The organism is Mesorhizobium sp. G2-6-1 (assembly GCF_055809095.1).
Genome location: NZ_CM147896.1, coordinates 2,007,766 through 2,033,334, shown reverse-complemented (window position 1 = coordinate 2,033,334; position 25,569 = coordinate 2,007,766). Strand labels below are relative to the sequence as shown.

The window sequence follows — 25,569 nt, the reverse complement described above, 5'->3', positions numbered from 1 at the left end:
GATGTTCATTCCGCTTCACGATGCAAACAGCCTGCACCACATAAAGCTTCAATATGTCACGATCGGGCTGATAACCCTCAATATCGTCGTCTATTTTGCAACCACTTTTGGCGGCGACGAATTTTCCGTTGCCGCAGTGCTTGGCCTCGGTTTCATCCCTTCGGTCATCTACGATACGGCAGAGCTTTCGCCACAATTCGTCATCGTTCCGGAGAGCTTCAGCTACCTCACCTATGCCTTCCTGCATGCTGATATTTTCCATCTCGGCGGCAACATGCTGTTCTTGTGGGTGTTCGGCGACAATGTGGAAGATGCGCTTGGCCACATACGCTATCTGATTTTCTACCTGCTATGCGCCGCCGGAGGCGCTTTCCTGCATGGCTTGATGGCCCCGGAATCGCAAGCTCCCTTGATCGGCGCCTCTGGCGCCATTGCCGGGGTGATTGCCGCCTATCTTATCCTCCATCCGCGCGTGAAAATCTGGATTCTCGCCTTCTGGCGCATTCCCTTGCGTATTCCAGCCTATATCGCGCTGGCCTTGTGGATATTGCTTCAGTTCGTCATGTTTGGAGCAGGTGGCGAAGATCAGGTTTCCTGGGCCTGCCATGTTGGCGGCATCATCACCGGCGCGTTGCTGGTCGTTATCCTGAAACGTCGCGATGTACCCTTGATGGACAAGCAGGTTGTAACGCCGCGTGCCGTACGCGTACAACAAGCGAGCAGCATTCAGCCCCGCGACGCGCAGCCGGCGCCACGCTGGGGGCGACAATAGGACCACAGAAATTCAACCGATTAGTGATCTCTATGGATATTGACGTAAGCCCAAGCCACAACTAGGTTCCGCCCGCCCGCCAAGGCTTTTCTGCCATCATCAAGTTGGCCAACCATTGGAATTCCGTACAAATATGTCGGCATTCGACAACTCAGAACGGGAATAGGCTGCTATAGCGCGCCGAAAATTGTGAGAGGTGAGATTAGACATGAAGATCCTCGTACCTGTTAAGCGGGTTGTCGATGCCAATGTTAAGGTTCGTGTGAAGGCGGACGGCTCGTCTGTCGAGCTCGCCAATGTGAAGATGGCAATGAACCCCTTTGACGAGATTGCCGTTGAAGAAGCGCTCCGGCTCAAGGAAGCCGGTTCCGCCGAAGAAGTCATTGTCGTCTCCGTCGGCCTCCAGCAGGCACAGGAAACGCTGCGCACGGCGCTTGCCATGGGCGCGGACCGCGCCATCCTGGTCAAGACCGACGAACTGGTCGAACCGCTTGGCGTTGCCAAGGTCTTGAAGGGTGTCGTTGAGGCGGAACAGCCAGGTCTGGTAATCTTGGGCAAGCAGGCAATTGACGACGACAGCAACCAGACCGGCCAGATGCTGGCCGCCCTGCTTGGCTGGGCGCAGGGTACTTTCGCGTCCAAGGTTGTTCTGGACGGCGACAAGGCCAAGGTCACCCGTGAAGTCGATGGCGGCTTGCAGACGTTGGAACTGAAGATGCCGGCAATCGTCACCGCTGATCTTCGGCTGAACCAGCCGCGCTATGCCTCGCTGCCCAACATCATGAAGGCAAAGAAGAAGCCGCTCGATGAAAAGAGTCCCACCGATTTTGGTGCCGATGTGACGCCAAGGCTCAAGGTCCTCAAGACCGAGGAGCCCGATGGCCGCAAGGCAGGCGTCAAGGTCAAGACGGTCGCCGAACTCGTCGACAAGCTCAAGAACGAAGCCGGCGTACTTTAAGCGGCGGAAAGAAGGGACACGAAAATGGCAATTCTTCTGATCGCCGAACACGACAATGCTTCGCTTTCCGACCAGACAGCCAAGGCGCTGTCTGCGGCCCTGCAAATTGGCTCCGATATCGACATATTGGTAGCCGGCAAGGGCGCCAAAGCCGCAGCCGATGCAGCCGCCAAGCTGAAGGGCGTGCGCAAGGTTCTTCTGGCTGAAGCCGACGAACTCACTGAGCGCCTTGCAGAACCGCTTGCCGCCCTCGTCGTTTCACTGGCTGGCTCATATGACACGGTCATCGCACCAGCGACCTCGTCGGGCAAGAATGTCTCGCCGCGCGTTGCAGCCCTGCTGGACGTGGCGCAGGTGTCGGAAATCATCGAGGTGATTGACTCCGACACGTTCAAACGGCCTATCTACGCAGGCAACGCCATCCAGACGGTAAAGTCGAGCGATGCCAAGAAGGTTATCACCGTGCGCACTGCTGCCTTTCAGGCTGCCCCCGAAGGTGGCTCAGCCTCGGTTGAAACCATCAAGGCCGTCGACAATCCGGGGCTTTCAAGCTTTGTCGAAAACAAGCTCTCGGAATCGGACCGCCCCGAGCTGACCTCCGCCAAGATCATCATTTCCGGTGGCCGGGCACTCGGGTCTTCGGAAAAGTTCCAGGACGTCATCTTGCCTGTCGCCGATAAGCTGGGTGCTGCGGTCGGTGCCTCACGCGCTGCTGTCGATGCCGGCTACGCGCCAAACGACTGGCAGGTCGGCCAGACCGGCAAGGTCGTGGCCCCTGACCTTTATATCGCCTGCGGTATTTCAGGTGCCATCCAGCATCTCGCCGGCATGAAGGACTCGAAGGTTATCGTGGCCATCAACAAGGACGAAGAAGCCCCGATTTTCCAGGTCGCGGACTATGGTATGGTCGGTGATCTCTTCGTTATCCTGCCCGAACTCGAAAAGGCACTTTGACGCTGTTCAAAGAAGCGTATTAAAGTACCAAGGGCGGGGTAGACGAAGTCGCCCTGCCCTTTTAGTTTGCACTGCACAAGAAGCAGGCGGACGGGATCAATAAATGAGCAAGATCGGAACGATCGGCATCGTTGGAGCAGGCCAGATGGGTGGCGGTATCGCCCATGTTTCCGCGTTGGCTGGCTACAAGGTTCTCGTCTACGATATTTCTCCCGAAAGCATAGAAAATGGCATTGCCACGATTAGTGGCAATATGGCCCGCCAGGTCGGTTCCGGCAAAATGGGCGAAAAAGTCCGCACCGAAGCCATGAGCCGCATTTCAACAGCGCCCGCCATGGCTGACCTTGCTGCAGCGGACCTTGTCATTGAGGCCGCGACCGAAGACGAAGCCATCAAGCGCAAGATTTATGCGCAGCTTTGCCCACAACTTAACCCGGAAGCAATTCTGGCAACCAACACCTCGTCGATCTCCATCACTCGTCTTGCCGCCCAGACAGATCGGCCCGAGCGCTTCATTGGTATCCACTTCATGAACCCCGTACCGGTCATGAAACTGGTTGAGCTGGTGCGCGGCATCGCCACAGATAACCAGACTTTTGAAGTGGCAAAGACATTTGTGGGTCAGTTGGAAAAGACCATCACCGTGTCGGAGGATTTTCCCGCATTCATCGTCAACCGCATCCTGTTGCCGATGATCAACGAAGCGATCTACACACTCTATGAGGGCGTCGGGTCCGTTGATGCGATCGACACGGCCATGAAGCTTGGTGCCAACCATCCAATGGGACCGCTACAACTTGCCGACTTCATCGGCCTCGACACCTGCCTGTCGATCATGCAGGTTCTCCATGATGGCCTGTCGGATACGAAATACCGCCCCTGCCCGCTTCTGGTAAAATATGTCGAAGCCGGATGGCTTGGCCGCAAAACCGGACGTGGATTTTACGACTATCGCGGTGAACATCCCGTGCCGACGCGGTAGCGCAATTCCAGGCAAGGATTGGGAAAAGTTGCGCGCCGGTTTTCCGCCCGCATCTCGCCTTAAATCATTGGCATCGATCACGATAATCCGGCGAGCAAACAGCCGCTCGCCCAATTCACGCGGATGTCATGATGCTTTGACCGTACGCGACATCTCGGGCGCGTTTGGCATGGACACACTTCTATGTCGCGGCGCAACGCAAACGCAGCCTCGTCCCGCTGCCTTTGCCGCGTAGCAGGCAACATCAGCTTGCGCGATGATTTCGTCGACTTCACCGCTGTCGGCTGCAATCGCTGCAATGCCGACACTGGCACCGATGGATTGAGCTTTACCATTCCAGACAAGATCAAGGCTCGATATGGCATCAACGATCGACCTGGCGATCTGCTCGGCCTCAGCGACTGAACCCGTTTCGACGATCACGGCGAACTCGTCACCGCCAAGCCTCGCAACCAATTGATCCTGATCTACATTGGCCCGGATGGCATCGGCCACGCGTTTTAACAGCGCATCGCCCGCCGCATGACCACCTGTATCATTGACCTGCTTGAAATTATCGAGATCAATGAACATGAAGAAACGCTCAACACTTCCCGATTGCACCATCGCTACGATATCATCGGCCTTGCGCATGAAATCCGACCGATTGGAAAGCCCGGTGAGTGCATCGTGGTTGGCCGCATAGGTTAACTGGCGCTGCAGTGCGCGTGCATCGGTGAAATCCTGAAACACGACAACCGATCCGCAAAACTCGCTTCTCTCATTGATGATTGGTGACACCACCTGACGCACGCTGCGTCGCGTTTGGTCGTGGCGAACAAGTACGGCCCGGTTATTCGGATCGGCACCCTTTTGATCGCCATCTTCGAACCACCTCAGATCAAGCGGCGCCCCCGTCTCTTCATCAACGACGCAATAGACCTGATCAAATGGCCGTCCAAGCGCATCCGAACTATCAAACCCAACGAGCTTTTCCGCCAATGGATTGACGAATGTGATATTTCCCGCAGCGTCAGTGCAGATAACTGCATCCCCGATGGATTGGAGCGTCACACGTAAACGCTCTTTTTCGGCCGCAAGCATCGCAGCCGATATTGCCAGACGATACTCGGCCTCTTTGCGCAAAGTTATATCGGTGACGACGCCGATCGCCCTGACCAGATAGCTGTTTTCGTCGCGCTCGACAGCTTTGCCCTGATCGAGAACCCATATCCACCGGCCGCTCTTGTGCCGCATTCTGAACTCGGCCTCGAAATATGGTACGCGACCTTCCATATGCTCACGATCTGCTGCCATCACCCGGTCGCGGTCATCAGGATGAACCAGCGTCAGCCATTCATCCGGGTCTGAGTCAAATTCATCGCCATCAAAACCCAGCATCGCATTCCAGGTTTTCGAGTATGTGACGCGACCTTTGCGCAAATCGAGATCCCACACGCCCTGACCGGCACTCGCCAAGGCGAAATTCCAGCGTGTTTCCGCTTCAGCGATACGCCGGCGGTCTTCAACCATCTGCCGGACGAAAAGACCGCCCAAAAATGGCATCAGGACAGTGACGGCGATGGCAACCTGAAACCCTTCATTGAACGCATTTACCCCCTGCCCAAGGCTTGGAGCCAACCCCACCATGGCGACGACAACAGCCGCAACGCCCGTTGAAGAACAAACGATTGCAAGCTCGAAGACACTGAGACGTGGCGTCAAAACCAGAAGCGGCAACATAGCGATGATGAACAGGAAATGCCCTGATGCGAGCGACAGCCCGGTTATTGCTATGCACCCGGCACAAATTGACAAAAGTCGAGCCATTGACCCGACATTTAGCAACGCCGCCAAGGCCGGACGGGTGACGAACGCCATCGTCGGCAAGAATATGGCAAATCCCAAGGCATTTGCTGAAAACCACGCCCAACCCGCCGAAACAAGCGGCCAGCCATTTGTCGCAAAGGCTATTGTCCCGAATATAAGCCCAGCAATAGCTGCGGCAAGGCCACCAGAAAAGCCCAGAACCAGTCCGAACTCGCGTGCCCCCAACTTCTCAAGTGGCATGTCGCTCAGCAATTTACGCGTGAGGAAAAATCCCAACCCGATATGGAAAACGTTCACGATCGAATGAAGTAGCGCCATCTCGACGCTGGAACCGAAGGCAATATTGACGACAAAAGACGAGGCAATCAGGATGGCTATGTCGGCTAAACCGAAACCGCGTCTTTGCCTCGCAAGGAAAACAAAGGCAAACGCATTGGCCAGCCAAAGCCCGGCAATACCGTCACCAAGGCGCGATAGCTGGATTGATGCCGCGCCCATGACAACAAATCCCGCAGCCAACAACACCGACGTCAGAAACGTCGGCTTCAGCTTCCGGTCTGTGTACTCTTGTACCCCCACTGGAAACGTCACTTGGCTCAGCCTCGTTGACTTTTCACAATGTATCGAGGCTTTTAAGGAAAGGTTGCGCTGACCGACCTATCGACCTTCCGTTACGTCAAAATTTCGGCCATGCTTAAGAAAGCGTTTCCAGAGGATCAGTTCCGCTGAAACCTCGATTTGAGGAAGCAGATGAACCAGGTCATCGATTTTTCGCTCAATTAGTCGCGCGAAAATGCGCCGCGAAATGCAATTCCTGCAAGGATGACACTGGCAATCACGTTCCATCCGGCCAAAGACAGGCCAAAGATGCGCAACGCCGCCTTGTCGCAAGATGGTGGCACAAACTTGTCCAGCGCATCCAGCACCCCGTTCCCACCGGTATCGACGGGACCGGCCACATCGGTGCAGTCGGTCGGCCCCGGCCACCATGACCACTCGACACCTGAATGATAAATCCCGAGAACGAGGCCATAAACCATCAATAGGCCACCGATAATCAGCAGAACGCGCGTTATCCACGCTGGCAGCCGAAAAAGCGAGGCCATGACAGCCAACATCATCAGCGGAATGCCAACATAGTAAGGGATACGCTGTTCATAGCAGAGCTTGCACGGGATGTACCCACCAATGTACTGGAAGCCGAGCGCGGAGCCCACAGTGATTGCCATGGCGACTGCAAGGAAAAGAGCCGTTAACATGGGCCGCTGCCCGGTTTTAATCGTGGTGTCGATCATATGGTCCAGCACCTGTTGTGTGTGAAATCCGTCAGACTAGATATTTGACGAGGACATAAAGCAAAATGAGGGCAGCGGCGGCCACGCCGGCAATCGTCCCAAGGCGCTTTTCGATAAATTCGCGAATGGGCTCACCATATTTGCGCAAAAGCCAGGCGAGAAACAGGAAACGGGCCCCACGCGCAACAATTGCCAATATGATGAAAAGCGCCAGATTGACGCCAATGACGCCCGACAGAATTGTCACGACCTTGATCGGCGGCAAATGGGCCAGTCCCGACGTAACCAGCATCAAAACGATGAAACCGATACCTGACGAGGTTCTTAACGCCTCGAACTGATCATATTTTCCGTAGAATTCGAGCACCGGCCTTGCCAAGGCATCATAGGCATAGTGGCCAATGAACCAGCCCGCGATACCACCAAGCACCGAAGCGATTGTGGCAATCAGCGCATAGCGATAGGCACGGTTCGGGCGCGACAGCGCCATGGGCAGGAAAAGCACGTCTGCCGGAACCAGAAAAACCGAGCTTTCAACGAAAGCGATAAAAGCCAGCCACCATTCGGCGGATTTCCGTGCCGCAAGCGACAAGGTCCAATCGTAAAGTCCGCGAAGCATGATTTCCTCAAATTGCGAACCGCCTGAATAGGAAGAAAACAGCGTCGGCACAATGGCTGGATTGGAAGGAAGGAAAAACGCGACATTGTGCTTCATCTCGCGAAATGAAGAACTCGCCAGTTGACGAACCATGTTCTAACCGTATAGTCCGCGCGCATCTGGACCTCTTGGTCCGGGCCCCTATGGCGGAATTGGTAGACGCGCTCGACTCAAAATCGAGTTCCGCAAGGAGTGCTGGTTCGATTCCGGCTAGGGGCACCATTATTCACATTGTTATCTTTAAATTATGTGAGCTTAGGGGATGCGGCTTCACTAGTGGAGCGAATTTAACATTCGAGTCCCGTTCGCGGCAAGTGCCGCATTGAATGTCAAATTCAAAGCTCCACTAGAATCAAATAGTTATCTAGTGGTCCTTTGATTCCGACATTTGCTCGGGAGCTTGACCCAATTGGATGCAAATGTCGGAATCGAACCACTAGCGCCTTCCAGTCAGTCCCCTCATGGATTTCTATTTGATAACCTTGGCCTCATACACACCAGACAATGCGTCGATGTAAATTCGGTTTACTCGAACCTCTATAAGGCCTGCTCGATTGATGGTGCGGATGGCTCCTGCTTCCGCCGTCGCATTTTGGCATAAACTGGAATGTAATTGTCTCGAACAGAGGAGCCATCCATGTTTGAACTTGCCACTGTTGGAATCGACCTCGCAAAGTGTCCGATATCAGAATATTTGGCACCGACATATGCGTAGGTCATTGGAGTGTTTGCCTCATCTTGTTTGGTTGGTTTAGGCTGCGATATCCGTTGTCAGGATTGTTTGAAAGTACGCTAGATGCCGCCTTTGTCGTTGTTCCAGACCTTTGAGGTGGTTGCCCGGCGAAGCAGTTTCACGCTCGCGGCGGATGAAATGTGCCTAACCCAAAGCGCCGTCAGTCGCCAGATCAGGACGCTGGAGGACCAACTCGGCCTGCCCCTCTTCCGGCGCCTGCACCGGGCGATCGAACTGACCACCGCCGGGCGGCAGCTCTACGAATCCGTGACGCGCGGGCTGGAGGAAATCAAGGGATGCGTTGGCAGGCTGGGGGCCACAACCGCGAACCCGCAGATCACCGTCTCCGCCTCTGTCGCCTTTTCCTATTTCTGGCTGATGCCGCGGCTGGAGAGGTTCAGCACCCAGCATCCTGATTTTGACCTCAGGGTTCTCGCGACAGACCAGAAGGTGGACCTTCGCCGGGAAGGTGTGGATGTGGCGATATTGTACGGCAGCGGACAATGGGCGGGCGTCCGGGCGCATCTACTGTTCGGAGAGAAGGTCTATCCGGTTTGCAGCCCCAGCTATCTGCGCGGCCACCCCGAAATACGCGCGCCGTCCGATATGCTTGACCAGACGCTTTTACACCTCGACGGCGGTGGCAATATCTGGGGCGGTGTCGATTGGCATGTCTGGCTTATGACGCAAGGTGTGACAGGTCAGCCGGTAAGGCGCGGCGTGCAGTTGAACAGCTATCCGATGATCCTTCAGGCGGCTGAGGCCGGACGCGGCGTGGCGCTCGGCTGGAGCTATATCACGGACACGATGCTGGCCGACGGGCGGCTGGTCTGTCCGGTCGACAAGAACCTGGAAACGCGGGAGGGCTATTACGTCAGCGCATTGGAAAAAGCCGCAGATGCCCCCGCGACAGCCAGCTTCCTTCAGTGGATCAGGGAAGAGGTTGCCGAGTGTTCGAATCTGACATGATTTCCGGGAATGCAAGGCATTCGAATTGATCGTTTGAACCGTGACGCGAATTTCCGTCAATTGGGTCTTGAGAAACCCAATCCGGGAGCAAGCCCATGACCGAACTCGCGCTTCGCCGACCCACCCGCCGGGGACGCGGCGGTGCCGAGGTGACACCCGCGCTGCCCCCGATTACGCCCGGCATGGTTGGCGGTCGTTTTCAGCCGCTGACCCGGGCAGAGATGGAACGTGTCCATCACCTCGTCCTGCGCCTATTGGAGGATTTGGGATTTTCGCAGGTGACACCCACTCTTGAGGCTCGCGCGGTCGAAGCCGGGTGCCGTGTCGATGAGAACGGCCGCTTGCGGTTTCCCCGTGCGTTGGTTGAAGACGTGCTCGCCCGCACGCGGCGCAAGTTCACCCTCCACGGCATTGACCCGATTCACGATCTGGAGATCGGCGGAAAACGCGTGCATACCGGCACCGGCGGCGCCGCCCCGACCATTTCGGACTTTGAGACAGGCAAATACCGCGAAAGCACGGTGGCCGATCTTTATGACATTGCGCGGCTGGTCGACCGGCTGGACAATGTCCACTGGTATCACCGCTCGGTCGTAGCGCGCGACACCAACACGATCCTCGATCTTGATATCAACACCACCTATGCCTGCCTCTCAGGCACCACGAAGTCGATCGCCGTCAGCTATACGGATGGCAACAGCGTGCGCGCCGTACAGCCGATGCTGGACATGGTCGCGGGCGGCGAGGGCAAGTTCCGCGAACGGCCCTTCTGCACCGCGGTCTGCTGCCACGTTGTGCCGCCGATGCGCTTTGCCACCGAGAGCTGCGATGCAATGGAAGCGGCGGTTCTGGCTGGCATGCCGATCCTGCTGGTTTCGGCCGGTCAGGCAGGGGCGACGGCTCCGGCGGCGCTGGCGGGTGCGGTGGCGCAAGCCTGCGCCGAGGTGCTCGCAGGGCTCATCTTGTGCAACATCATCGACCCGGACTGCCGGGGCATTTTCGCGACCTGGCCCTTCGTGTCGGACCTGCGCACGGGTGCGATGTCGGGCGGCTCGGGCGAACAGGCGCTTCTGTCAGCGGCGTGCGCACAGATGGCAGGGTTCTACGATCTTCCCAACTCCGTCCCCGCGGGCATGACCGACAGCAAATTGCCGGATGCGCAATCCGGTGGGGAAAAAGGCTACACCATCTCTCTCGCTGCCCATGCCGGGGCTTCAATGATCCATGAATGCGCCGGAATGCACGGCAGCCTGATGGGCACCGCCTTCGAAAGCTATGTGTTGGACAATGACCTTCTGGGCGCGATCCTGCGCACTGTGAAGGGTGTCGAGGTCAGCGAGGACACGCTCAGCTTCGACGTCATTCGCGATGTAGTCATGGGTGCGGGCCACTTCCTTGGCCATCCGCAAACTTTCAACCGCATGAAGACCGACTATCTCTACCCCGAAATCGCCGACCGTCGCAGCATCAGCGAATGGCAGGAGGCCGGCGCGCGCGACGCCCGCGCGGTGGCGCGGGACAGGGTGCAAAAGATCTTGGTCGACCACTATCCACGCCATATCGGTGACGATGTCGATAAGCGGCTGCGCGATGCATATAACATCGTTTTGCCAAGGGCGCGCATGTTTACCGGAAACGGCTTCTGGTAAGCCATTGAATAGAAAGGGGGTACTTATGCAAACCCATGCGAAAGTGGTGATCGTCGGCGGTGGCATGATGGGGGTAGGGCTGGCCTATCACCTGGCCGAAGAAGGCTGGAAGGATATCCTGCTGATCGAGAAGGCGGAACTGACAAGCGGTTCCACCTGGCATGCGGCGGGCCAATGCCCATCGTTCATCGGCAATTACAACATGGCCAAGATCCACCACTACTCCAACACATTTTATCCGCGTCTGGAAGAACTGACCGGCCAACCCACCGGTTGGCACGGCTGCGGCGGCATCCGGCTTGCCACGACGCCAGAGGAGGTCGACTGGTTTCGTCATGTCGCGGGCTTTGCTGCCAATATCGGCTTTGAGATGGCGATCATCAGCCCCGACCGGATCTCGCGCGCTGAACCCTTGGCTGAAGACCGATGGTGTCCTTGCCGGCGCACATACAACGATGGACGGCCATGTCGACCCCGCAAGCGCCTGCAACGCCATGGCGGCCGGCGCGCGGCAATTGGGGGCAACGATCATCCGCCGCAACCGGGTGACCGATATCAACCGCCTGGAGTCGGGCGAGTTCGAGGTTGTCACGGAGCTAGGCAATGTCACATGCGAACACGTCGTCAATGCCGGTGGTTGCTATGCCCGCGAAGTGGGAAACTGGGTCGGGGTCGAGACCCCGATCACCAACATGGAACACCAATATCTGGTGACCGAGCCGCTTGAGGCTTTCAAGGGCGCCGATACCGAACTACCAGTAATGCGCGATCCGGCCACCGCCGGCTATTACCGGCAGGAACAGAAAGCGGGGCTGATCGGCATCTACGAACATCACGGCGCGAAAGAAGCCTGGGCGGCACAAGGCGGCAGGCCGGAATGGCAAAGCGAGAGCGAACTGTTCGAAGGCGACATCAACCGCATCGCCCCCTGGCTTGAAAAGGCACTCGAGCGGATGCCCATCTTTGCCGAAGCGGGTATCAAGCGCGTTATCAACGGCGCTATCCCGCACACACCGGACGGCAATCCGCTGGTTGGCCCGGCGCATGGGGTGCCGAATTTCTGGCAATGCTGCGGCTCGTCCATCGGCATCGCCCAGGGTGCGGGCTGTGGCAAGTATCTGGCGCAATGGATGGTGCATGGCGATGCCGAGATCAACATGGCCAGCGTCGATCCGCGCCGCTTTGGGCGCTTCGCCGACGCAGACTACACCCGCGCGAAAAGCTTCGATGACTATCACAACATGTTCGAAACCCCGCTGCCCGACCGCGAAATTCATGCCGGTCGCCCGCGCCGCGTGACGCCGCTCTACGAAAAGCTGAAAGACAAAGGCGCCGTCTACACCGAGGTCTACGGCTGGGAGCGGCCGAAATATTTCGCCCCCACCGGTTTCGTCGAAAAGCTGCAATACCGCCGCAACAACGTCTTCGATCTGGTGGCCGCCGAATGCCGCGCAGTGCGCGAGCGGGTTGGCATCATGGACTTGTCAAGTTTTGCCAAGTTCGATGTGAGTGGCCCCGGTGCCGAGGCGCTTCTGGACCGGCTGACTGCCAATCGGTTGCCGAAGAAGGCGGGCGGCATCAACCTGACGCATGTTCTGTCCAAAGCTGGTCGGATTGAAGGCGAATGGACCATCACGCGGCTCGACGATGATCGCTTCTATGTACTGTCCGGCGCGGGAAGCGAACGCCAGGTGCTTGACCATCTGAACGCCGCCGGTGACGATGTGACCATCGCCAATGTCACCGATGAATTCGGCATGCTGGTCCTGGCGGGACCAAAATCGCGCGACGTCCTCGCGCCGCTGACCGATGCGGATCTGACCAACGCATCGTTTCGCTGGCTGTCGGGGCAGGAGATCGCTATCGCCGGCATTCCCGTTCGTGCCCTTCGGGTCAACTATGTCGGGGAACTGGGCTGGGAACTGCACGCCCCTATGGGTGATCTGGCGACGCTTTATGATGCAATCTGGGCGTCGGGCGCGGCGCATGGCATTGGCGCATTCGGCAGCATCGCGGTCAACTCCCTGCGCATGGAAAAAGGCTATCGCGGTTTTGGTGCCGAATTGACTAACGAGATCACCTTGATCGAGGCCGATTGCCAGCGCTTCTACGCTCCCCAAAAAGGCGATTTCAACGGTCGCGCCGCGACCGAGGCCACTCGCGAAAACGGCATAGCGACGCGGCTTGTATATGGTGAAGTCGCCGCGACCGATTGCGACATCTACGGCGGCGAGGCGGTGATGCAGGGCGAGCGTGTGGTGGGGGTCTGCACCTCTGGCGGCTTTGGCTATGCGACAGGCAAAAGCCTGGCCTTTGCTTATATTGAACCGGATATGTCAGGCGGGCTGGAGGTCGTCATTCTCGGCGAACGCCGCGCGCTGATATTACATGCTGAACCTGTCTGGGATCCGACCAACGCACGGCAGAAAGCATGATGTCGGATCGGACTATATCCTGTCATTTGCGGCCAATCCGCAATCGCTCATCCTGAAACAGACCGCCGATGCAGACGGTGGACACCGCGGGCACGATCGAGAAAACCGGTTGCACGACTAGATTAGTGTATGTTGCCCAAAACTGTGCAGCGATTTTCCGTCAAGGATTTGTGTTACGCCAAATATTTGGAGCGGTTCAGCTTTGGCCAATTCGCTGAACCGCTCCTGCTTGAATCCTGACCCTATCCATATACCAGATGGGGCAACCAGGTAATGATCGGCGGATAGAGCATACAGACCGTCAGGCCAATGAGCTGTATCGCAAGAAACGGCAACGCTGATTTGAAAATGCGCGTCATTGGAATTTCCGGCGGTGCCACGCCACGCAGGTAAAACAGTGCATAACCGAAGGGCGGCGACAGGAAACTCATCTGCATATTGACGAGATAAAGAACGCCAAACCACAAGACGAGATCGTCCGGATCGCTAAAGCCGAACGCCGGAGCGCCAAGTCCGACGATGATCGGCACGAAGATCGGCACACACAAGAGCAAAATGCCGACCCAATCCAGAAACATGCCAAGAATGATCAGGATGATTTGCATCATGATGAGGATGCCCCATGGCCCCAAACCACTGGCCGCCATGGACTCCTGTACGAATTGCTGCCCCCCTCGATCACATAAAGACCGACAAAGATCGTCGCGCCGAACATGATCCACAAGACCATCGCCGTTGCCTTGAGCGTAACCATGCACGCATCGCGAACAGTGGCCCAGGTCAGTTTCTGGTGAATGGCGGCAACAATAAAGGCTCCGAAGGTGCCAATGCCAGCCGCTTCCACAGGTGTTGCAACGCCCGTAAAGATGACGCCGAGAACCAGAACCACCAGCGTTATCGGCGCCGCCATCTTGCTGACGAGGCGGAGTTTCTCAACAAATGAGATGCGCTCGGCCAGCGGGATCGGCGGACCTTTTTCCGGATAAATATAGCACATCACGATGACGTAAAGGATGTAGAGACCAGACAGAAAAAGGCCCGGCAAAACGGCACCGATAAACAATTCGCCAACCGATTGCTCGGCAACGACCGCATAGATGATGGCAAGAATCGACGGCGGGATCAGGATACCAAGCGTGCCGCCAGCCATGATCGATCCCATGGCGATTTCGGGGTTGTACTGACGCTTGAGCATCGCAGGTAGTGCGATGATGCCCATGGTCACCACAGCCGCTCCAATCACGCCAACCATCGCCGCCAATATCGTCGACGCAATGATCGTTGCTGCGGCAAGCCCGCCTCTCACGCCCCCGAGCACCTTGTAGATCACATCGAACATATCGTTGATGATGCCCGCTCGTTCGAGCATCGAAGCCATGAAAATGAAGAGCGGGATGGCCGAAAGCTGGTAATTGGTCATCAACGGAAAAATGCGACTGGGCACAATGTTGAGCGTCTGCGCATCGCCAAGAACGAACAGGAACACACAGGCAAGGCCGCCGGTAACGAAAGCTAGCGGCAGGCCCGCCATCAACAGCACCAGCAAGCTGCCAAACATGATGAGGGTGAGCCACCCGATGGAAATGTCGATACCCATCGCTCAGGCCCCCCTTGTCGCGACAATCATGCGGATGTCCTGGGCGAATTTCGAGATGCCTTGTAACAACAACAGCACCCCGCCAACCACCATTGCCCATTTCATCGGCCAATAGGCGATACGCCATTCGGTAAAGGAAACTTCCGAAACGCGTGTTGCGTCCAAAGCGAAGATCCAGCTCGTGACCAGCAAGACACCGGCAAAAATAAAGAAAAACACCGAGGTGAGAATGTTGACGATGGCTTTGCGGCGCGGCGACATCGGCGCGTAGAAAATATCGACGCGCACATGGTTTTCGGTCAGCATCGCGTATGCGCCACAGATCAGATATTGCATGCCGAACATGAGGAACATGCCCTCATGTGCCCAGATGGTCGGTGAGTTGAAGACGTAGCGGGCAACGACCTCGTAATAGTAAACAAAGACGGCAATGACAGACCAGTATGAAACGAACTCGCCGGTCACAAAAGACAGTCTGTCGATGGCACCCGTCCAACCGGTCGAGATGTGTTCGACATCTTCCTTGCGCCCAAGCACTTCGTCTTCGGACGGGACCGTCGGATCAATTTCTTCCGCTGCTGCATCGGCTGCCATTTCGCGTCCATGGCGAACATTGGCCGCTTTTGTAAGCGACGGCAGAAGGGCAACATCGACGATCAGTCCGGCGAGGATAACCAGAAATCCGTAAAATGCCCGGCTGCTCCAGGCATTGAGACGTGCCGCCGCCCGATCGGCTGTCGGCTTTGCCTCTTCAAGAGTTTTTTGCGAATCCTCGATCCGCTTCTTGCGAACCTCGAGCTGTCTCTGGGCTCGTTTGAGCTTCAGTTCGGCTGAACGCTTGGCAAGGCTATCGGCCTCCGCCTCATCGAAGTCGGCTTGCAACTGCGTCAGTTGGCTTCCGGAATTGGCAACTCGCGTGGTTTCGCGGGCCAGCGCTGATTGAGCGACATTGACCTGGTTTGCCGCGTCAGAGTAAACGACCCGCGCTTCACGCTGGGACGAATTCGCATACAGAATGAAAATGAACACGGGGATATAGAGAAAGCCCCATTTGTTCCTCAGATACAGCCGATGAAGGCCGACCATCCCGCCGGTTACGAGGATCAGATATCCCAGCGCCACCGAATACCCCCGGCGACCGCCGATGGATGAGCGTCGCGCCAACACCATCGCAATGAGTGGGAACACAAAAGTCCGGTCCAGTACAGCCAATGCGGCAGTACGAACGTCAGTGAAGGCATTGTAAGCTCCTGATGCGTTGGGCGAAGAGACCGGCTCCTCCACAATGGAGAAGCCGGCCCGTTTCAACGGAAGCAATTTGGAATAAAAAGCTTCCTAGAGCTTGAGTTCGTGGCCTTCCAGAATCGCTTCATCAATGTAGCCAAGTGAACCCGAACGCATATAGTCGAGCTGGATTTTGAAAATCCGCGCCGCATCCTTGTCCTTGTTGGCCCAGTTGAACCAGATTGGAACCGCAACCTCGGTCATCAACTGCACATCGTCCTGGCTAAGCCGCGTGATCTCTGTTCCATCGGCTTCAAACTTCGGCCAGGCTTCCTGGTTCGCCTTTTGAATGCCCGCAAAATGCACATGTGAGTAAACCTGCGTTTCCATTTCGACGAACTGCTTCATCTGGTCGCTAAGCGCATTCCACGCGTCCATGCCAACCGTAATGTCCATAAGATCGACCGGCTGGTAGACGGACATGAAACCGGGAGGCCCCATGGAAATGTATTTTGTCACCTGACTGAAACCGAGCGCATAATTGACCGCCGGGCCGGTGTAATCGGCAACGTCGATTGTGCCCTTCTCCAAAGCCGGGAAGATTTCCGAGCCCGGAAGCACCGTCGTCTTGGCACCCAATGCCTGAAACACTTCCGCGACCATGCCGCCGGGAAGGCGCATCTTGCGTCCACGGAAATCGTCGACGGAACGGATCGGAACCTTGGAATGGATCAGGTTTGCGTCATGCTGGACAGGTCCGACATAGTGCATGTTCTGGGCTGCATAGAGTTCGCGCGTGATTTCAAGGCCGCCCAGGCCATAGTAAAATGCATCGAATTCGCTCGGATTGCGCAAACCCAGAGGATATGAAGTCAGAAACACTGCCGCCGGGATAATACCTTGCGCATAGATTGTGAACGGATTGACCGCTTGCAAAACGCCATTCTTGACGGCGTCGAAGAGTTGGAAGTCACCGACGACGTCATTGGCGCCGTAAGGCTCGAAAGCCAGCTCGCCACCAGTCTTTTCGACAATCGTCCCACACCATTTCTTGAAAATATCAAGTCCGGCTCCACCGGGCCATGATGTCTGGATTTTCCAGGTGGTTGTCTCACCTTGCGCAGTAGCGATAGCCGGGGCGGCAAGGGTCGCACTCGCGGCCGCACCCAACAATGCCGAACTACGTATAAGATTTCGGCGCGTAATCTCTGCCATTCCCAATCTCCTCCATTGATTTTTTGTTGGCACTCTGGCGGTGCCTTCACCGGCATTCATCACGTTTTACGAGGTTGCCTTATTTGCAGTTTCGCACCGAAATTCGTGCGACGCAATGTCACGCCATTGGCCTTTAGTCTTGTTCCAGTTCAAGCAAACAGAACCGCGACCACCTGTCTGGTTTTTGCTCTATCTCCAGATATTTGATCCATGGCTCTTTCTGGCGTTCGACATCTCCTGACCTGCGCAACCGTGTCTGACGCAACGAACATGTTCGCGACCTGCACATCAGTGATGGCCTGAAAAGCCATCATTGATGTCGGAGACTTGCAGAACGTCACCGGTCCCCTCGACCTTGCCACAAATTCCCTCCGGCAGGATGATGCCATTTAGCCGCCCGATGCTCTAAGCTAGGTTCACCTGATCTCGCGCGCTTAGTCGCATTCGACCCTGGTTCAAGAATATATTTCCTGACGGCATGGGATCTGCGGTCAACCATCCATGGAGAAGAGACATGTCAGACCTCAAAAAGTCGGAAATCTCCGAGATGCGCCCGAAAATCACCGTCATCGGTGTCGGCGGCGGCGGCGGAAATGCCGTAAACAACATGATCGCGGAACAACTTGAAGGTGCCGAATTTGTCGTCGCCAATACCGATGCGCAAGCGCTGACTATGTCGAAAGCGCCAAGGCTGATCCAGCTTGGCGCGCATGTCACGGAAGGGTTGGGAGCAGGCTCGCTTCCCGAGATTGGACGCGCTGCGGCCGAAGAATCGATAGACGAAATCATGGATCATCTGTCGGGCACCAATATGTGCTTTGTGACGGCGGGAATGGGTGGCGGCACCGGCACCGGCGCTGCTCCGGTCATCGCGCAAGCCGCTCGAAACGCCGGCATATTGACAGTTGCCGTGGTCACCAAGCCGTTCGCTTTCGAAGGCAAGCGCCGCATGGAAATGGCTGATCAAGGCATTGAACGGCTTCGTGAAGGTTCCGACACGGTGATCGTTATTCCAAACCAGAATCTGTTCAGGGTAGCGGACGCCAAGACCACATTTTCCGATGCTTTCGTCATTGCCGACCGGGTGCTTTATTCCGGCGTTGGCTGCATTACCGACCTGATCGTCAAAGAAGGATTGATCAATCTCGATTTCGCAGACGTGAAATCGGTGATGAAGGACATGGGCCGGGCCATGATGGGAACCGGCGAAGCCTCAGGCCAGGGACGCGCAATCAGCGCCGCCGAAGCTGCCATCGCCAACCCGCTGCTCGACGAAGTTTCGATGAAAGGCGCGAGGGGCGTTCTCGTCTCCATATCCGGCGGCATGGATATGACGCTATTTGAAGTTGACGAAGCGGCCACGCGCATACGCGAAGAAGTCTATGAGGATGCCGACATCATTGTCGGAGCCATATTCGACAAGAGCCTCGAAGGAAAATTCAAGGTATCTGTCGTAGCTGCGGGGCTTGACCAGCCGCAGATCGGTGACAGGCATTTGTCGGAAGCCATGCATGGCCAACCGGTTCAACCGCGAACCCTTCAATAGCGTTCCGGTTTTTCGCTGCCGTATCCGAGAACGAAAACTTCAGCCTCTTTTCAGCAGGCTGCGCACACGATTGCGCAGAATACGTGCCATGTTGCGCGTTTCGCGATAGAGGTGCAATTGCGATGCAGCCTGGCGCACAACGCGGTCGGCATCGGGCGTCAAACCGATCACGAAGGTGCCAATCGGCCTGCGTTCCATCCACAAACGGCTCATGACCGGATGATCGGGCACCGCACAGCTATCTGAAATCATCACATTGGGATCTTCAAGATGCTGCTTGGTCACCTCGATCATCAACAGCGTGCCGGGTGAATAGGCTGATAACGCCTCGTCATAAGCCGTCTTCCATGTGTAGGCGACGCCTTGTTCGATGAAGACAATCAGGCTGGCAATGACACGCCCATCAATGGAAAGGGTGTGAATGCGGCACATATCGCGCTCGGCCAGCCGGTGCACCGCCTCGCGGGCAAAGGCAGCGCGATAGCGGTCGACAGCCATAGCGGTTCGCTCCCGCCCCTTCCACCCGGACGCCTCCAGTGCAAGAAAGCTCTCGATGGCACCACGAATTTCCTCGGAGCTGCGCGCCACGGTATGGCTGATCTCCCCCGTATCGGCCAGCCGCCGCCACTGGCGACGAAATTCGCGGTAGTGATGAGCGCGCAAAGCCGTCTTGAGATAAGTATCCCCGTCGAGGTCGCTGTCGAGCACAGGCCTTTGCGCTTCGTCGGTGGTGACCAGCGTCAGGTTTCGCGAATCCGCAACAGTCTTTAACAGGCCTGCCATAGGGCCATCCATCCGCATATCGGGCAGAGCAAACACCTTCGGCAGCTTCAAATGCTGTCTCGACAACATGTCGAAGAAATCTTCCAAAACCCCCAACGGGTCGTCGCGATCAACGAGCGGTGTGCCGGTCGGGCCAAATGGGCTCGCCCATGTGCGCATGATCGACGTGCCAAGCGGCACAGGCGATCTTTCCACCGAAAATGGAACGAGCAGGCGCAGCCGCGAACGCTCAGAATGTCCATCGCGGATAACGGCAAGCCGCACTTCGCGGTCTTCCAGCCTTGGCATGGCGGGCGCGAGGAAGCGCGGATTGAAAAAACATTCGGCTCGACCGTGCGGGCACACAGATGATCGAGCTCATCGGCCAGATCAAAACCGGCGGAAGCCGGGTAGATGGCAAGACGCCGCTCCGGCCGATTGTCGGCCAGCAATTCGATCTGCGCCATGTCGGCGCTGTCACGCACCATTCCGGCGAGACTTGACACCATCGCGCCCGCAGGGCCGCCACTGGTCTCCTCGATCAGCGGGGTTGCAGCCATTATGCGCCACTCCTTGCCGGCACAAATATCAACATGGCAATTCCAAGCCGGTGCCAGACAGTGAAAAACAGGGCGACCGCTTCAAACAGCATGGCCAAAACAGTTGCTATCGCAGCCCCCCACAGGCCAAGAGACGGCAACAGCAGGATGTTAAGGCCAATATTCAGCGCCAGCGTCATGGCGTAGACACCGGCACAGACATTTTGATTGCCGCTCATGGTAAGCAGGCTTTCGCACGGCCCCACGGCAGCGCGCGCCACGACGCCAAAAACCAGCAGGAACAACAAGGGATAACCGGCGACGAACTCTTCACCGAATAACATCAGCATCGGCTTTCCAAGGACGACAACCACCGCTGCCATCGCCAGCGACGGCCAGAACGTCCACGAGACCGTTTCGCGGGCAAAATCGGCCAGTTTTTCTGGATCGCTATGAGTGAACTGGGCGTAGCGCTGCGCAACGCCTGCCTTGACGGCGAAATAGACGAAATGCACCAGTGCCAGCGTTTTTACCGTAGCAAAATAGATCGCCACTTCCTCCGGGTCACGATAGAAGCCGACCATAAGGACGTCCGCATTGGTCAGCAGATAGAAAAACTCTCGACCAGAAAAATAGGCAGCGAGACAATAAACCAGGCGCTGAAATTTACGGTAATCGGCCCCGTCGGAACGATCTTTTCGAGCCGTGTGCTAAGATTGGCCAACTGAATGACAGCCGTGGCGTAAGTGGCCGCTATCGAGGCCAGAATTGCTGTTCTGGCATCCGGCTCAAAACCAATACCGACCGCCAGAACCATGAACACGAGGATCAGGATCGGCCGCGATATGTATGTCGGCAGCAGCGCGGAAAGCGCCCATGAATGCGCCCGCGAAATGCCCTGCATGAGGTCGGTAAGCGCAATCATCGGCATACAGAAAACGCCGAGCAGAAATGGCACGACGTAGTAATTCTCGATTGATCCCGAAAACAACCAGATACCAAGTGCTCCAATACCGGCAATCAGTGTCGAGGCTATGAGGACAAAATAGCGGCTGGCTACGACGATGCCACGCAACTCATCCATCCTGCCTTGCTGTCGAAACTCGGGAATGAAGCGAATGACCGAAGTGCTGAAGCCGAGGCAGGATATGCTTCCGATGATCAGCATTGTCACCCAGACCAGGACGAAGATGCCGTATTCGAAACCGCCCATCCAGCGGGCCATCAACACCTGGCTGATAAAGGCAATTGCCGCACTGACGACGCGCACGGCAAAAGCAATCAGCGACATGCGGCCTGCTTCACCGCGTTCGTCTGCGGTGAACAGGATGACGTCGATCCGGTCAAGCAATGGCCGTACACGCAGCGCAATGCGCTGCGGTAATATCCGGTCGGCTGTGGTGGCCGCGGAAAATCGCACGCCATTACTCTCCGTCTGCCGCAAAATGATGTCACCGTCCTAATCGAAACACATTAAGAAACGGTGGTTGGGATAAACGAGACGGAAGCTGGCTCAATCAAACCCTGTCCAGCCCTTTGGAGCATCGGAGCGAAAAGTGGAATCCGGTTTTCGGATAATTCCGATGCTCTATCATAGTGACAGAGCATCCTTTGTGCGCCCAATTGGACGTACGCGCTCCAGAGTATCTTTTCTATTTTTTCAGCACATCTGCCCAATCGTCATGGCGTTGGAACTGTGCAGCAGCAAAGGGGCAAAGCGGAATGATCGTCTTGCCAGCGGTGCGTGCATCTTCAACAGCGCGGGTGACAAGGCGCAAGCCCGCCCCCTGCCCGCGAAAAGCGCCGGGAACCTCGGTATGGTCGATGATGATCTGGTGTTCGCCAACCTTGGTGAAAGTCATCTCCGCTTCCGCGCCATCAGGTCCTCGCAGCACATAACGTCCTTTGGAGCCGTGATCCTCCAGTTCGATTTCAGGCAGTTGATCGTTCATTGAGATGGTCCTTTCTGCACGTCTTTGAAAAGAAATTGCCGCGCGGCTTCGATTTCGCCAGGGCGTACCTCATGGCCGCCTTCATGCCACTCGACCGAAACGTCAGCTTCCAACTCAGCCAGATAGGCTTCCAGCCGTTTCGTCAAGTCAGGCGGGCAGATCGGATCGCGCCGCCCAGCCGTAATCAAAAAGCGTTTGCCTGCAAATGTGTCGCGAACCTTCGGTTCAAACGGAATGAGCGGATGCATCAGCACTGCCGCATCAAACAGATCCGGCGCAGCGAACGCCACTGAAGCCAGAATATTTGCGCCATTGGAATAGCCAAGGCCGAGCACCGAAGAACGTTCATCTGCCGCGACATGGGCTTTGATGAAGCCAACCATCTTGTCCGTCGCGCGCGCCAGGTCATCCATATCGTAAACGCCTTCGCCAGTGCGGCGAAAAAGCGCGCCGCACCCATTTCAAGGACATCGCCACGCGGCGAAATGATCCTCGCTTCTGGCAGGAGATCATGGCCCAGCGACAGGAATTGGGTTTCATCCCCGCCGGTGCCGTGAAAGACGAAAAGCAATGGACCGCCCGGTGAACCGGGCAGTACCTTGTGAATATAAGCGTCCTTGCTCATGGCATTTTTCTCATGCTTCCAAAGGTTGCAAATGCTGCGCAAGATAGGGCCGCAGATGCTCGTGCTGCTTCGGCAGTTTCAACACTTCACCCAGATGCGCCGTATCCTCGTCACGATCGAACCCCGGCTCGTTGGTCGCAATTTCGAACAACACTCCACCCGGCGTGCGGAAATAGATCGACCAGAAATAGTCGCGATCAATCACCGGCGTGACCTGATAGCCCGTATCCAAGAGTGCCTTGCGAACTTCGAGCTGCTTTGCCCTGTTTTCAACCGCAAAAGCGACGTGGTGAACAGAACCCGCCCCCAGATTGGCAAGACCGGCACCCGGCAGCGTTTCAATATCGATGGTGGACGCACCATTGCCATTCTTGATGGCGAGACGCTTGACGCTACCTGCCTTGTCGAACTCTTCATACCCCATGAACTTTAGCAACTCTTCGGTCGCACCAGAATCCCTCAGTCGCAGTGAAACCGAATGAAAGCCACGGATCGCCTCATCGGCAGCCACGCCACCCTCGCTCCATGGTGAACGTGTGTCAGCCTTGTCTTCAACCAAAGCAAAACCGTCGCCGTCCGGCCCCGAAAAACTGAGCCGTTTTTCGCCGAATGTTTCCGACAGGCCGAGACCGGTCACCCCTTCATCGGCAAAACGCTGTTGCCAGAAAGCTAGTGTTCCTGGAGGAACCGAATAAACCGTGCTTCCAACTTCACCGGCACCGGGGTGCCCCTTGCCGATGTCGGGAAATGGAAAATAGGTCATCACCGAACCCGGTGTGCCGACTTCGTCAGCGTAGTAAAGGTGGTAGACGTCCGGCGCATCGAAATTGACCGTCTGCTTGACGCGCCGCAGTCCAAGCTTGCGGGTGAAGAATTCATTGTTTTCGCGTGCATCGCTGGCCATTGAAGTCACATGATGCAGGCCTTTGATCTGTGTGAGCATGGCAATGCTCCTTTCTACCTTGGTGCGGCCCCAGCCGCTGTCCTCAGCAATATGAGGCCGTGAAGGTGCTGCGCAAAGATGCCAAACACAGAATGAACTGTGCTGTAATAGTGAACAATGGCAGGTCGATTGTTTACCCGAACCGTGGCGCGGATTTCAAGCATGCAAAAGCCCGCGCTATTGCCAGCGCGGGCCATGAAGCAGAAATGAATCTGCTGCTTATTGCGTGATGATCAGACGCTGCTCGTCGCGTTTTTGTGCATAACTGCCCTTGTCATAGGCCGTCTGCGCTTCAAGCTGCTCCTTGGTGAAGTTGGTGTATAGATATCGATTGCCGTCCTTGTCGGTCATGAATTTCAGATTATCCATGCCAACGGCAACCTCTTTCTCACCCATGCCGAGAAAGCCGCCAACGTCGATAATGATCGCATCCACCTTGCTGTCCGGCGTCAAGACGACATCGCCGATCTCGCCGACATTAGCATCGCCTGCACCATAAACGGTGGTGCCAACCAGATTTTCGGCGCGTATGTCACCCATCGGCATTTCGGTGAGCGTTGAGCGATCGATCGCCGCCGTCTCGGTTTCATCTGTGATGGCTGCTTCAGGTGTAGCAGGTGCCTGCGCAGTCTGCTCACCGGCAGGTGCGGCCTCAGGAGTAGAGGGTGCCTGTGCAGTCTGCTCACCGGCAGCATCATTTGCCGGTGCCATCGCGTCTGGCTCGGTCTGCGCCGTATCGGTCGTCGGCGTCGTGGTTGCAGGCGCGCTTGCATCTGCTGCTGCCACTGGGGGAGCTGGATCGTAGGCGCGACGATCAAAGTCCGGCAAAGCCTCCAACTCTTCCTTGGTGCCCTGCACAACCAGCCAGCGGTCGCCATCCTTTTCAGCCCACTGTGCCTTGTCGTAAGCAAAAGCAACGCTCTTTTCGCCAAGGCCAAGGAAGCCACCGACACCGATCACCAGTGATTCAACGTCACCGTTCTTTGACAGAATGATGTCGTTGACGTCACCGATATTCTCGGCGTCGTCGCCGCTACCATTATAAACGCTTTCACCGATAATGTTGGTGGCAAGCTTGCCATCAGCACGTTCAACCGGTGCAGCGTTCATGTCGGCAGGCTCGTTTTGCGCGGTATCGGCTGACGGAACCGTGCCATCGGCCGGTGCCGTCATGGTGCCTTCAGGCGCCAGCGTATCCGTCGGCATCGTCTCCGAAACCTGCGGAGTTGCCGGTAGCGGCTGATATGGCACGACGTCGAATTCCTGCTGTGCCTTCAGTTCATCCTTTGTGGTTGGGGCAACAAGCCAGCGATCACCGTTCTTCTCGGCCCACTGCAACTTGCCGAAATCAAACGTTACGTTTTTCGCGCCAACGCCGAGGAACCCACCAACGCCGATCACGACAGACTGAGCATTGCCGTCCTTGTCGAAGACGACATCGGTTACCTTACCGATATTTTCGGCATCATCACCGGGGCCATTATAGACCGATTCACCGATGATATTGCCAACCAGAGTACCATCAGCGCGGGCAACGGGTGCAACAGGCATCGCGTTATCAGTCGCGGGCGCCGGTGTCGTTGCGGGCACGGTGGTGTCTTGCGCATAGGCGCCTGATGCGAGCAACGACACAAGGGCGGTAGTAGCCATCAATGTGCGGAACATGTTATCTCTCCTCATCTGCTAATTCGGTTTCACCGGACCCTGATCGAGTAAAGATCACGGCGCGGTATTCACATCTCCACAACGCGACCATGCCCGCCTTGTTCCAAAATTTTGCATCTACGAATTGCCAAATGCATCTGCCAACACAGCGCTGAAACGAAAAGCGCGGGAACAGGGAACCATCTGTCTCCATTGCCGTTTTTAGCTTTGGCTTTAATTTTCGCAGGACAGCCCCAGGAAAAGAAAAGCCTTTCCAGAAAATCCTCCAGCTTGAACATCCGGGAGCT

At 56.6% G+C, this 25,569-nt stretch carries 18 protein-coding genes, 1 tRNA gene and 5 pseudogenes; 11 read left to right on the top strand and 13 right to left on the bottom strand.

Annotated features, from left to right (window positions below; all coding sequences use genetic code 11):
• Position 1: 1 nt before the first annotated feature.
• The 4 genes from AC0L7S_RS09845 to AC0L7S_RS09830 all read left to right on the top strand — a co-directional run bounded on the left by AC0L7S_RS09845 (position 2) and on the right by AC0L7S_RS09830 (position 3,666).
• Positions 2-772, top strand: coding sequence for a rhomboid family intramembrane serine protease (locus tag AC0L7S_RS09845; RefSeq protein WP_473470686.1), 771 nt, complete (start codon positions 2-4; stop codon positions 770-772).
• A 208-nt stretch (positions 773-980) separates the two neighbouring features.
• On the top strand, positions 981-1,730 hold the full coding sequence (locus tag AC0L7S_RS09840) for an electron transfer flavoprotein subunit beta/FixA family protein (protein WP_473470685.1): 750 nt from the start codon (positions 981-983) through the stop codon (positions 1,728-1,730).
• Between the two features lie 24 nt (positions 1,731-1,754).
• Entirely contained in the window at positions 1,755-2,684 is a 930-nt protein-coding gene (locus tag AC0L7S_RS09835) for an electron transfer flavoprotein subunit alpha/FixB family protein (RefSeq protein ID WP_473470684.1), read from the top strand.
• 103 nt (positions 2,685-2,787) lie between these two features.
• The gene (locus tag AC0L7S_RS09830; protein ID WP_473470683.1) at positions 2,788-3,666 is read left to right on the top strand and encodes a 3-hydroxybutyryl-CoA dehydrogenase; all 879 of its coding nucleotides are present in this window, start codon (positions 2,788-2,790) and stop codon (positions 3,664-3,666) included.
• A 126-nt stretch (positions 3,667-3,792) separates the two neighbouring features.
• On the opposite strand, the gene AC0L7S_RS09825 is transcribed toward AC0L7S_RS09830, so the two are convergent.
• From AC0L7S_RS09825 to AC0L7S_RS09815, 3 genes are all read right to left on the bottom strand, one after another.
• On the bottom strand, positions 3,793-5,973 hold the full coding sequence (locus tag AC0L7S_RS09825) for a diguanylate cyclase (protein ID WP_473470682.1): 2,181 nt from the start codon (positions 5,971-5,973) through the stop codon (positions 3,793-3,795).
• 281 nt (positions 5,974-6,254) lie between these two features.
• On the bottom strand, positions 6,255-6,734 hold the full coding sequence (locus tag AC0L7S_RS09820) for a disulfide bond formation protein B (RefSeq protein WP_473470681.1): 480 nt from the start codon (positions 6,732-6,734) through the stop codon (positions 6,255-6,257).
• 67 nt (positions 6,735-6,801) lie between these two features.
• A complete protein-coding gene (locus tag AC0L7S_RS09815) occupies positions 6,802-7,389 on the bottom strand; it encodes a YqaA family protein (protein WP_473474251.1) in 588 nt (195 codons plus the stop codon).
• 176 nt (positions 7,390-7,565) lie between these two features.
• Between AC0L7S_RS09815 and AC0L7S_RS09810 the strand changes: the two genes are divergently transcribed.
• From AC0L7S_RS09810 to AC0L7S_RS09790, 5 genes and pseudogenes are all read left to right on the top strand, one after another.
• Positions 7,566-7,650, top strand: a tRNA-Leu gene (locus AC0L7S_RS09810).
• 574 nt (positions 7,651-8,224) lie between these two features.
• The gene (locus AC0L7S_RS09805) at positions 8,225-9,130 is read left to right on the top strand and encodes a LysR substrate-binding domain-containing protein (RefSeq protein WP_473470680.1); all 906 of its coding nucleotides are present in this window, start codon (positions 8,225-8,227) and stop codon (positions 9,128-9,130) included.
• A gap of 95 nt (positions 9,131-9,225) precedes the next feature.
• Positions 9,226-10,779: a trimethylamine methyltransferase family protein gene (locus AC0L7S_RS09800; RefSeq protein ID WP_473470679.1), complete on the top strand. Its 1,554-nt coding sequence runs from the start codon at positions 9,226-9,228 to the stop codon at positions 10,777-10,779.
• Positions 10,700-11,849, top strand: a pseudogene (locus tag AC0L7S_RS09795) (NAD(P)/FAD-dependent oxidoreductase); the annotation flags it as partial. The gene AC0L7S_RS09800 and the pseudogene AC0L7S_RS09795, both read left to right, overlap by 80 nt.
• 60 nt (positions 11,850-11,909) lie before the next feature.
• The gene (locus AC0L7S_RS09790) at positions 11,910-13,214 is read left to right on the top strand and encodes a glycine cleavage T C-terminal barrel domain-containing protein (protein WP_473474250.1); all 1,305 of its coding nucleotides are present in this window, start codon (positions 11,910-11,912) and stop codon (positions 13,212-13,214) included.
• A 242-nt stretch (positions 13,215-13,456) separates the two neighbouring features.
• On the opposite strand, the pseudogene AC0L7S_RS09785 reads toward AC0L7S_RS09790, so the two are convergent.
• From AC0L7S_RS09785 to dctP, 3 genes and pseudogenes are all read right to left on the bottom strand, one after another.
• Positions 13,457-14,745, bottom strand: a pseudogene (locus AC0L7S_RS09785) (TRAP transporter large permease).
• Between the two features lie 69 nt (positions 14,746-14,814).
• Complete coding sequence (locus AC0L7S_RS09780) at positions 14,815-16,128, bottom strand: TRAP transporter small permease subunit (RefSeq protein WP_473470678.1); 1,314 nt, start codon at positions 16,126-16,128, stop codon at positions 14,815-14,817.
• Positions 16,129-16,146: 18 nt separating this feature from the next.
• The gene (gene dctP, locus AC0L7S_RS09775; protein ID WP_473470677.1) at positions 16,147-17,250 is read right to left on the bottom strand and encodes a TRAP transporter substrate-binding protein DctP; all 1,104 of its coding nucleotides are present in this window, start codon (positions 17,248-17,250) and stop codon (positions 16,147-16,149) included.
• Between the two features lie 514 nt (positions 17,251-17,764).
• Between dctP and ftsZ the strand changes: the two genes are divergently transcribed.
• A complete protein-coding gene (ftsZ, locus tag AC0L7S_RS09770) occupies positions 17,765-18,796 on the top strand; it encodes a cell division protein FtsZ (RefSeq protein ID WP_473470675.1) in 1,032 nt (343 codons plus the stop codon).
• A 39-nt stretch (positions 18,797-18,835) separates the two neighbouring features.
• Here the strand turns inward: ftsZ and AC0L7S_RS09765 are convergent.
• The 5 genes and pseudogenes from AC0L7S_RS09765 to AC0L7S_RS09745 form a co-directional block, all read right to left on the bottom strand.
• Positions 18,836-20,118, bottom strand: a pseudogene (locus AC0L7S_RS09765) (GNAT family N-acetyltransferase).
• Positions 20,118-21,517 (bottom strand): annotated as a pseudogene (locus tag AC0L7S_RS09760) (oligosaccharide flippase family protein). Before AC0L7S_RS09760 ends, AC0L7S_RS09765 begins: the two co-directional pseudogenes overlap by 1 nt.
• A 232-nt stretch (positions 21,518-21,749) precedes the next feature.
• The gene (locus AC0L7S_RS09755) at positions 21,750-22,049 is read right to left on the bottom strand and encodes a GNAT family N-acetyltransferase (protein WP_473470674.1); all 300 of its coding nucleotides are present in this window, start codon (positions 22,047-22,049) and stop codon (positions 21,750-21,752) included.
• Positions 22,046-22,674 (bottom strand): annotated as a pseudogene (locus AC0L7S_RS09750) (alpha/beta hydrolase). The gene AC0L7S_RS09755 and the pseudogene AC0L7S_RS09750 overlap by 4 nt, the downstream one beginning before the upstream one ends.
• Positions 22,675-22,684: 10 nt before the next feature.
• Positions 22,685-23,617, bottom strand: a complete 933-nt coding sequence (locus AC0L7S_RS09745; protein ID WP_473470673.1) for a VOC family protein — start codon at positions 23,615-23,617, stop codon at positions 22,685-22,687.
• Between the two features lie 59 nt (positions 23,618-23,676).
• Here AC0L7S_RS09745 and AC0L7S_RS09740 point away from each other — a divergent pair, with 59 nt between their 5' ends.
• Positions 23,677-23,847, top strand: coding sequence for a hypothetical protein (locus AC0L7S_RS09740; RefSeq protein ID WP_473470672.1), 171 nt, complete (start codon positions 23,677-23,679; stop codon positions 23,845-23,847).
• Here AC0L7S_RS09740 and AC0L7S_RS09735 read toward each other — a convergent pair.
• Complete coding sequence (locus AC0L7S_RS09735) at positions 23,837-25,282, bottom strand: PRC-barrel domain-containing protein (RefSeq protein ID WP_473470671.1); 1,446 nt, start codon at positions 25,280-25,282, stop codon at positions 23,837-23,839. The genes AC0L7S_RS09740 and AC0L7S_RS09735 overlap by 11 nt on opposite strands.
• Before the next feature lie 68 nt (positions 25,283-25,350).
• The gene (locus AC0L7S_RS09730) at positions 25,351-25,560 is read right to left on the bottom strand and encodes a hypothetical protein (protein ID WP_473470670.1); all 210 of its coding nucleotides are present in this window, start codon (positions 25,558-25,560) and stop codon (positions 25,351-25,353) included.
• Positions 25,561-25,569 lie beyond the last annotated feature (9 nt).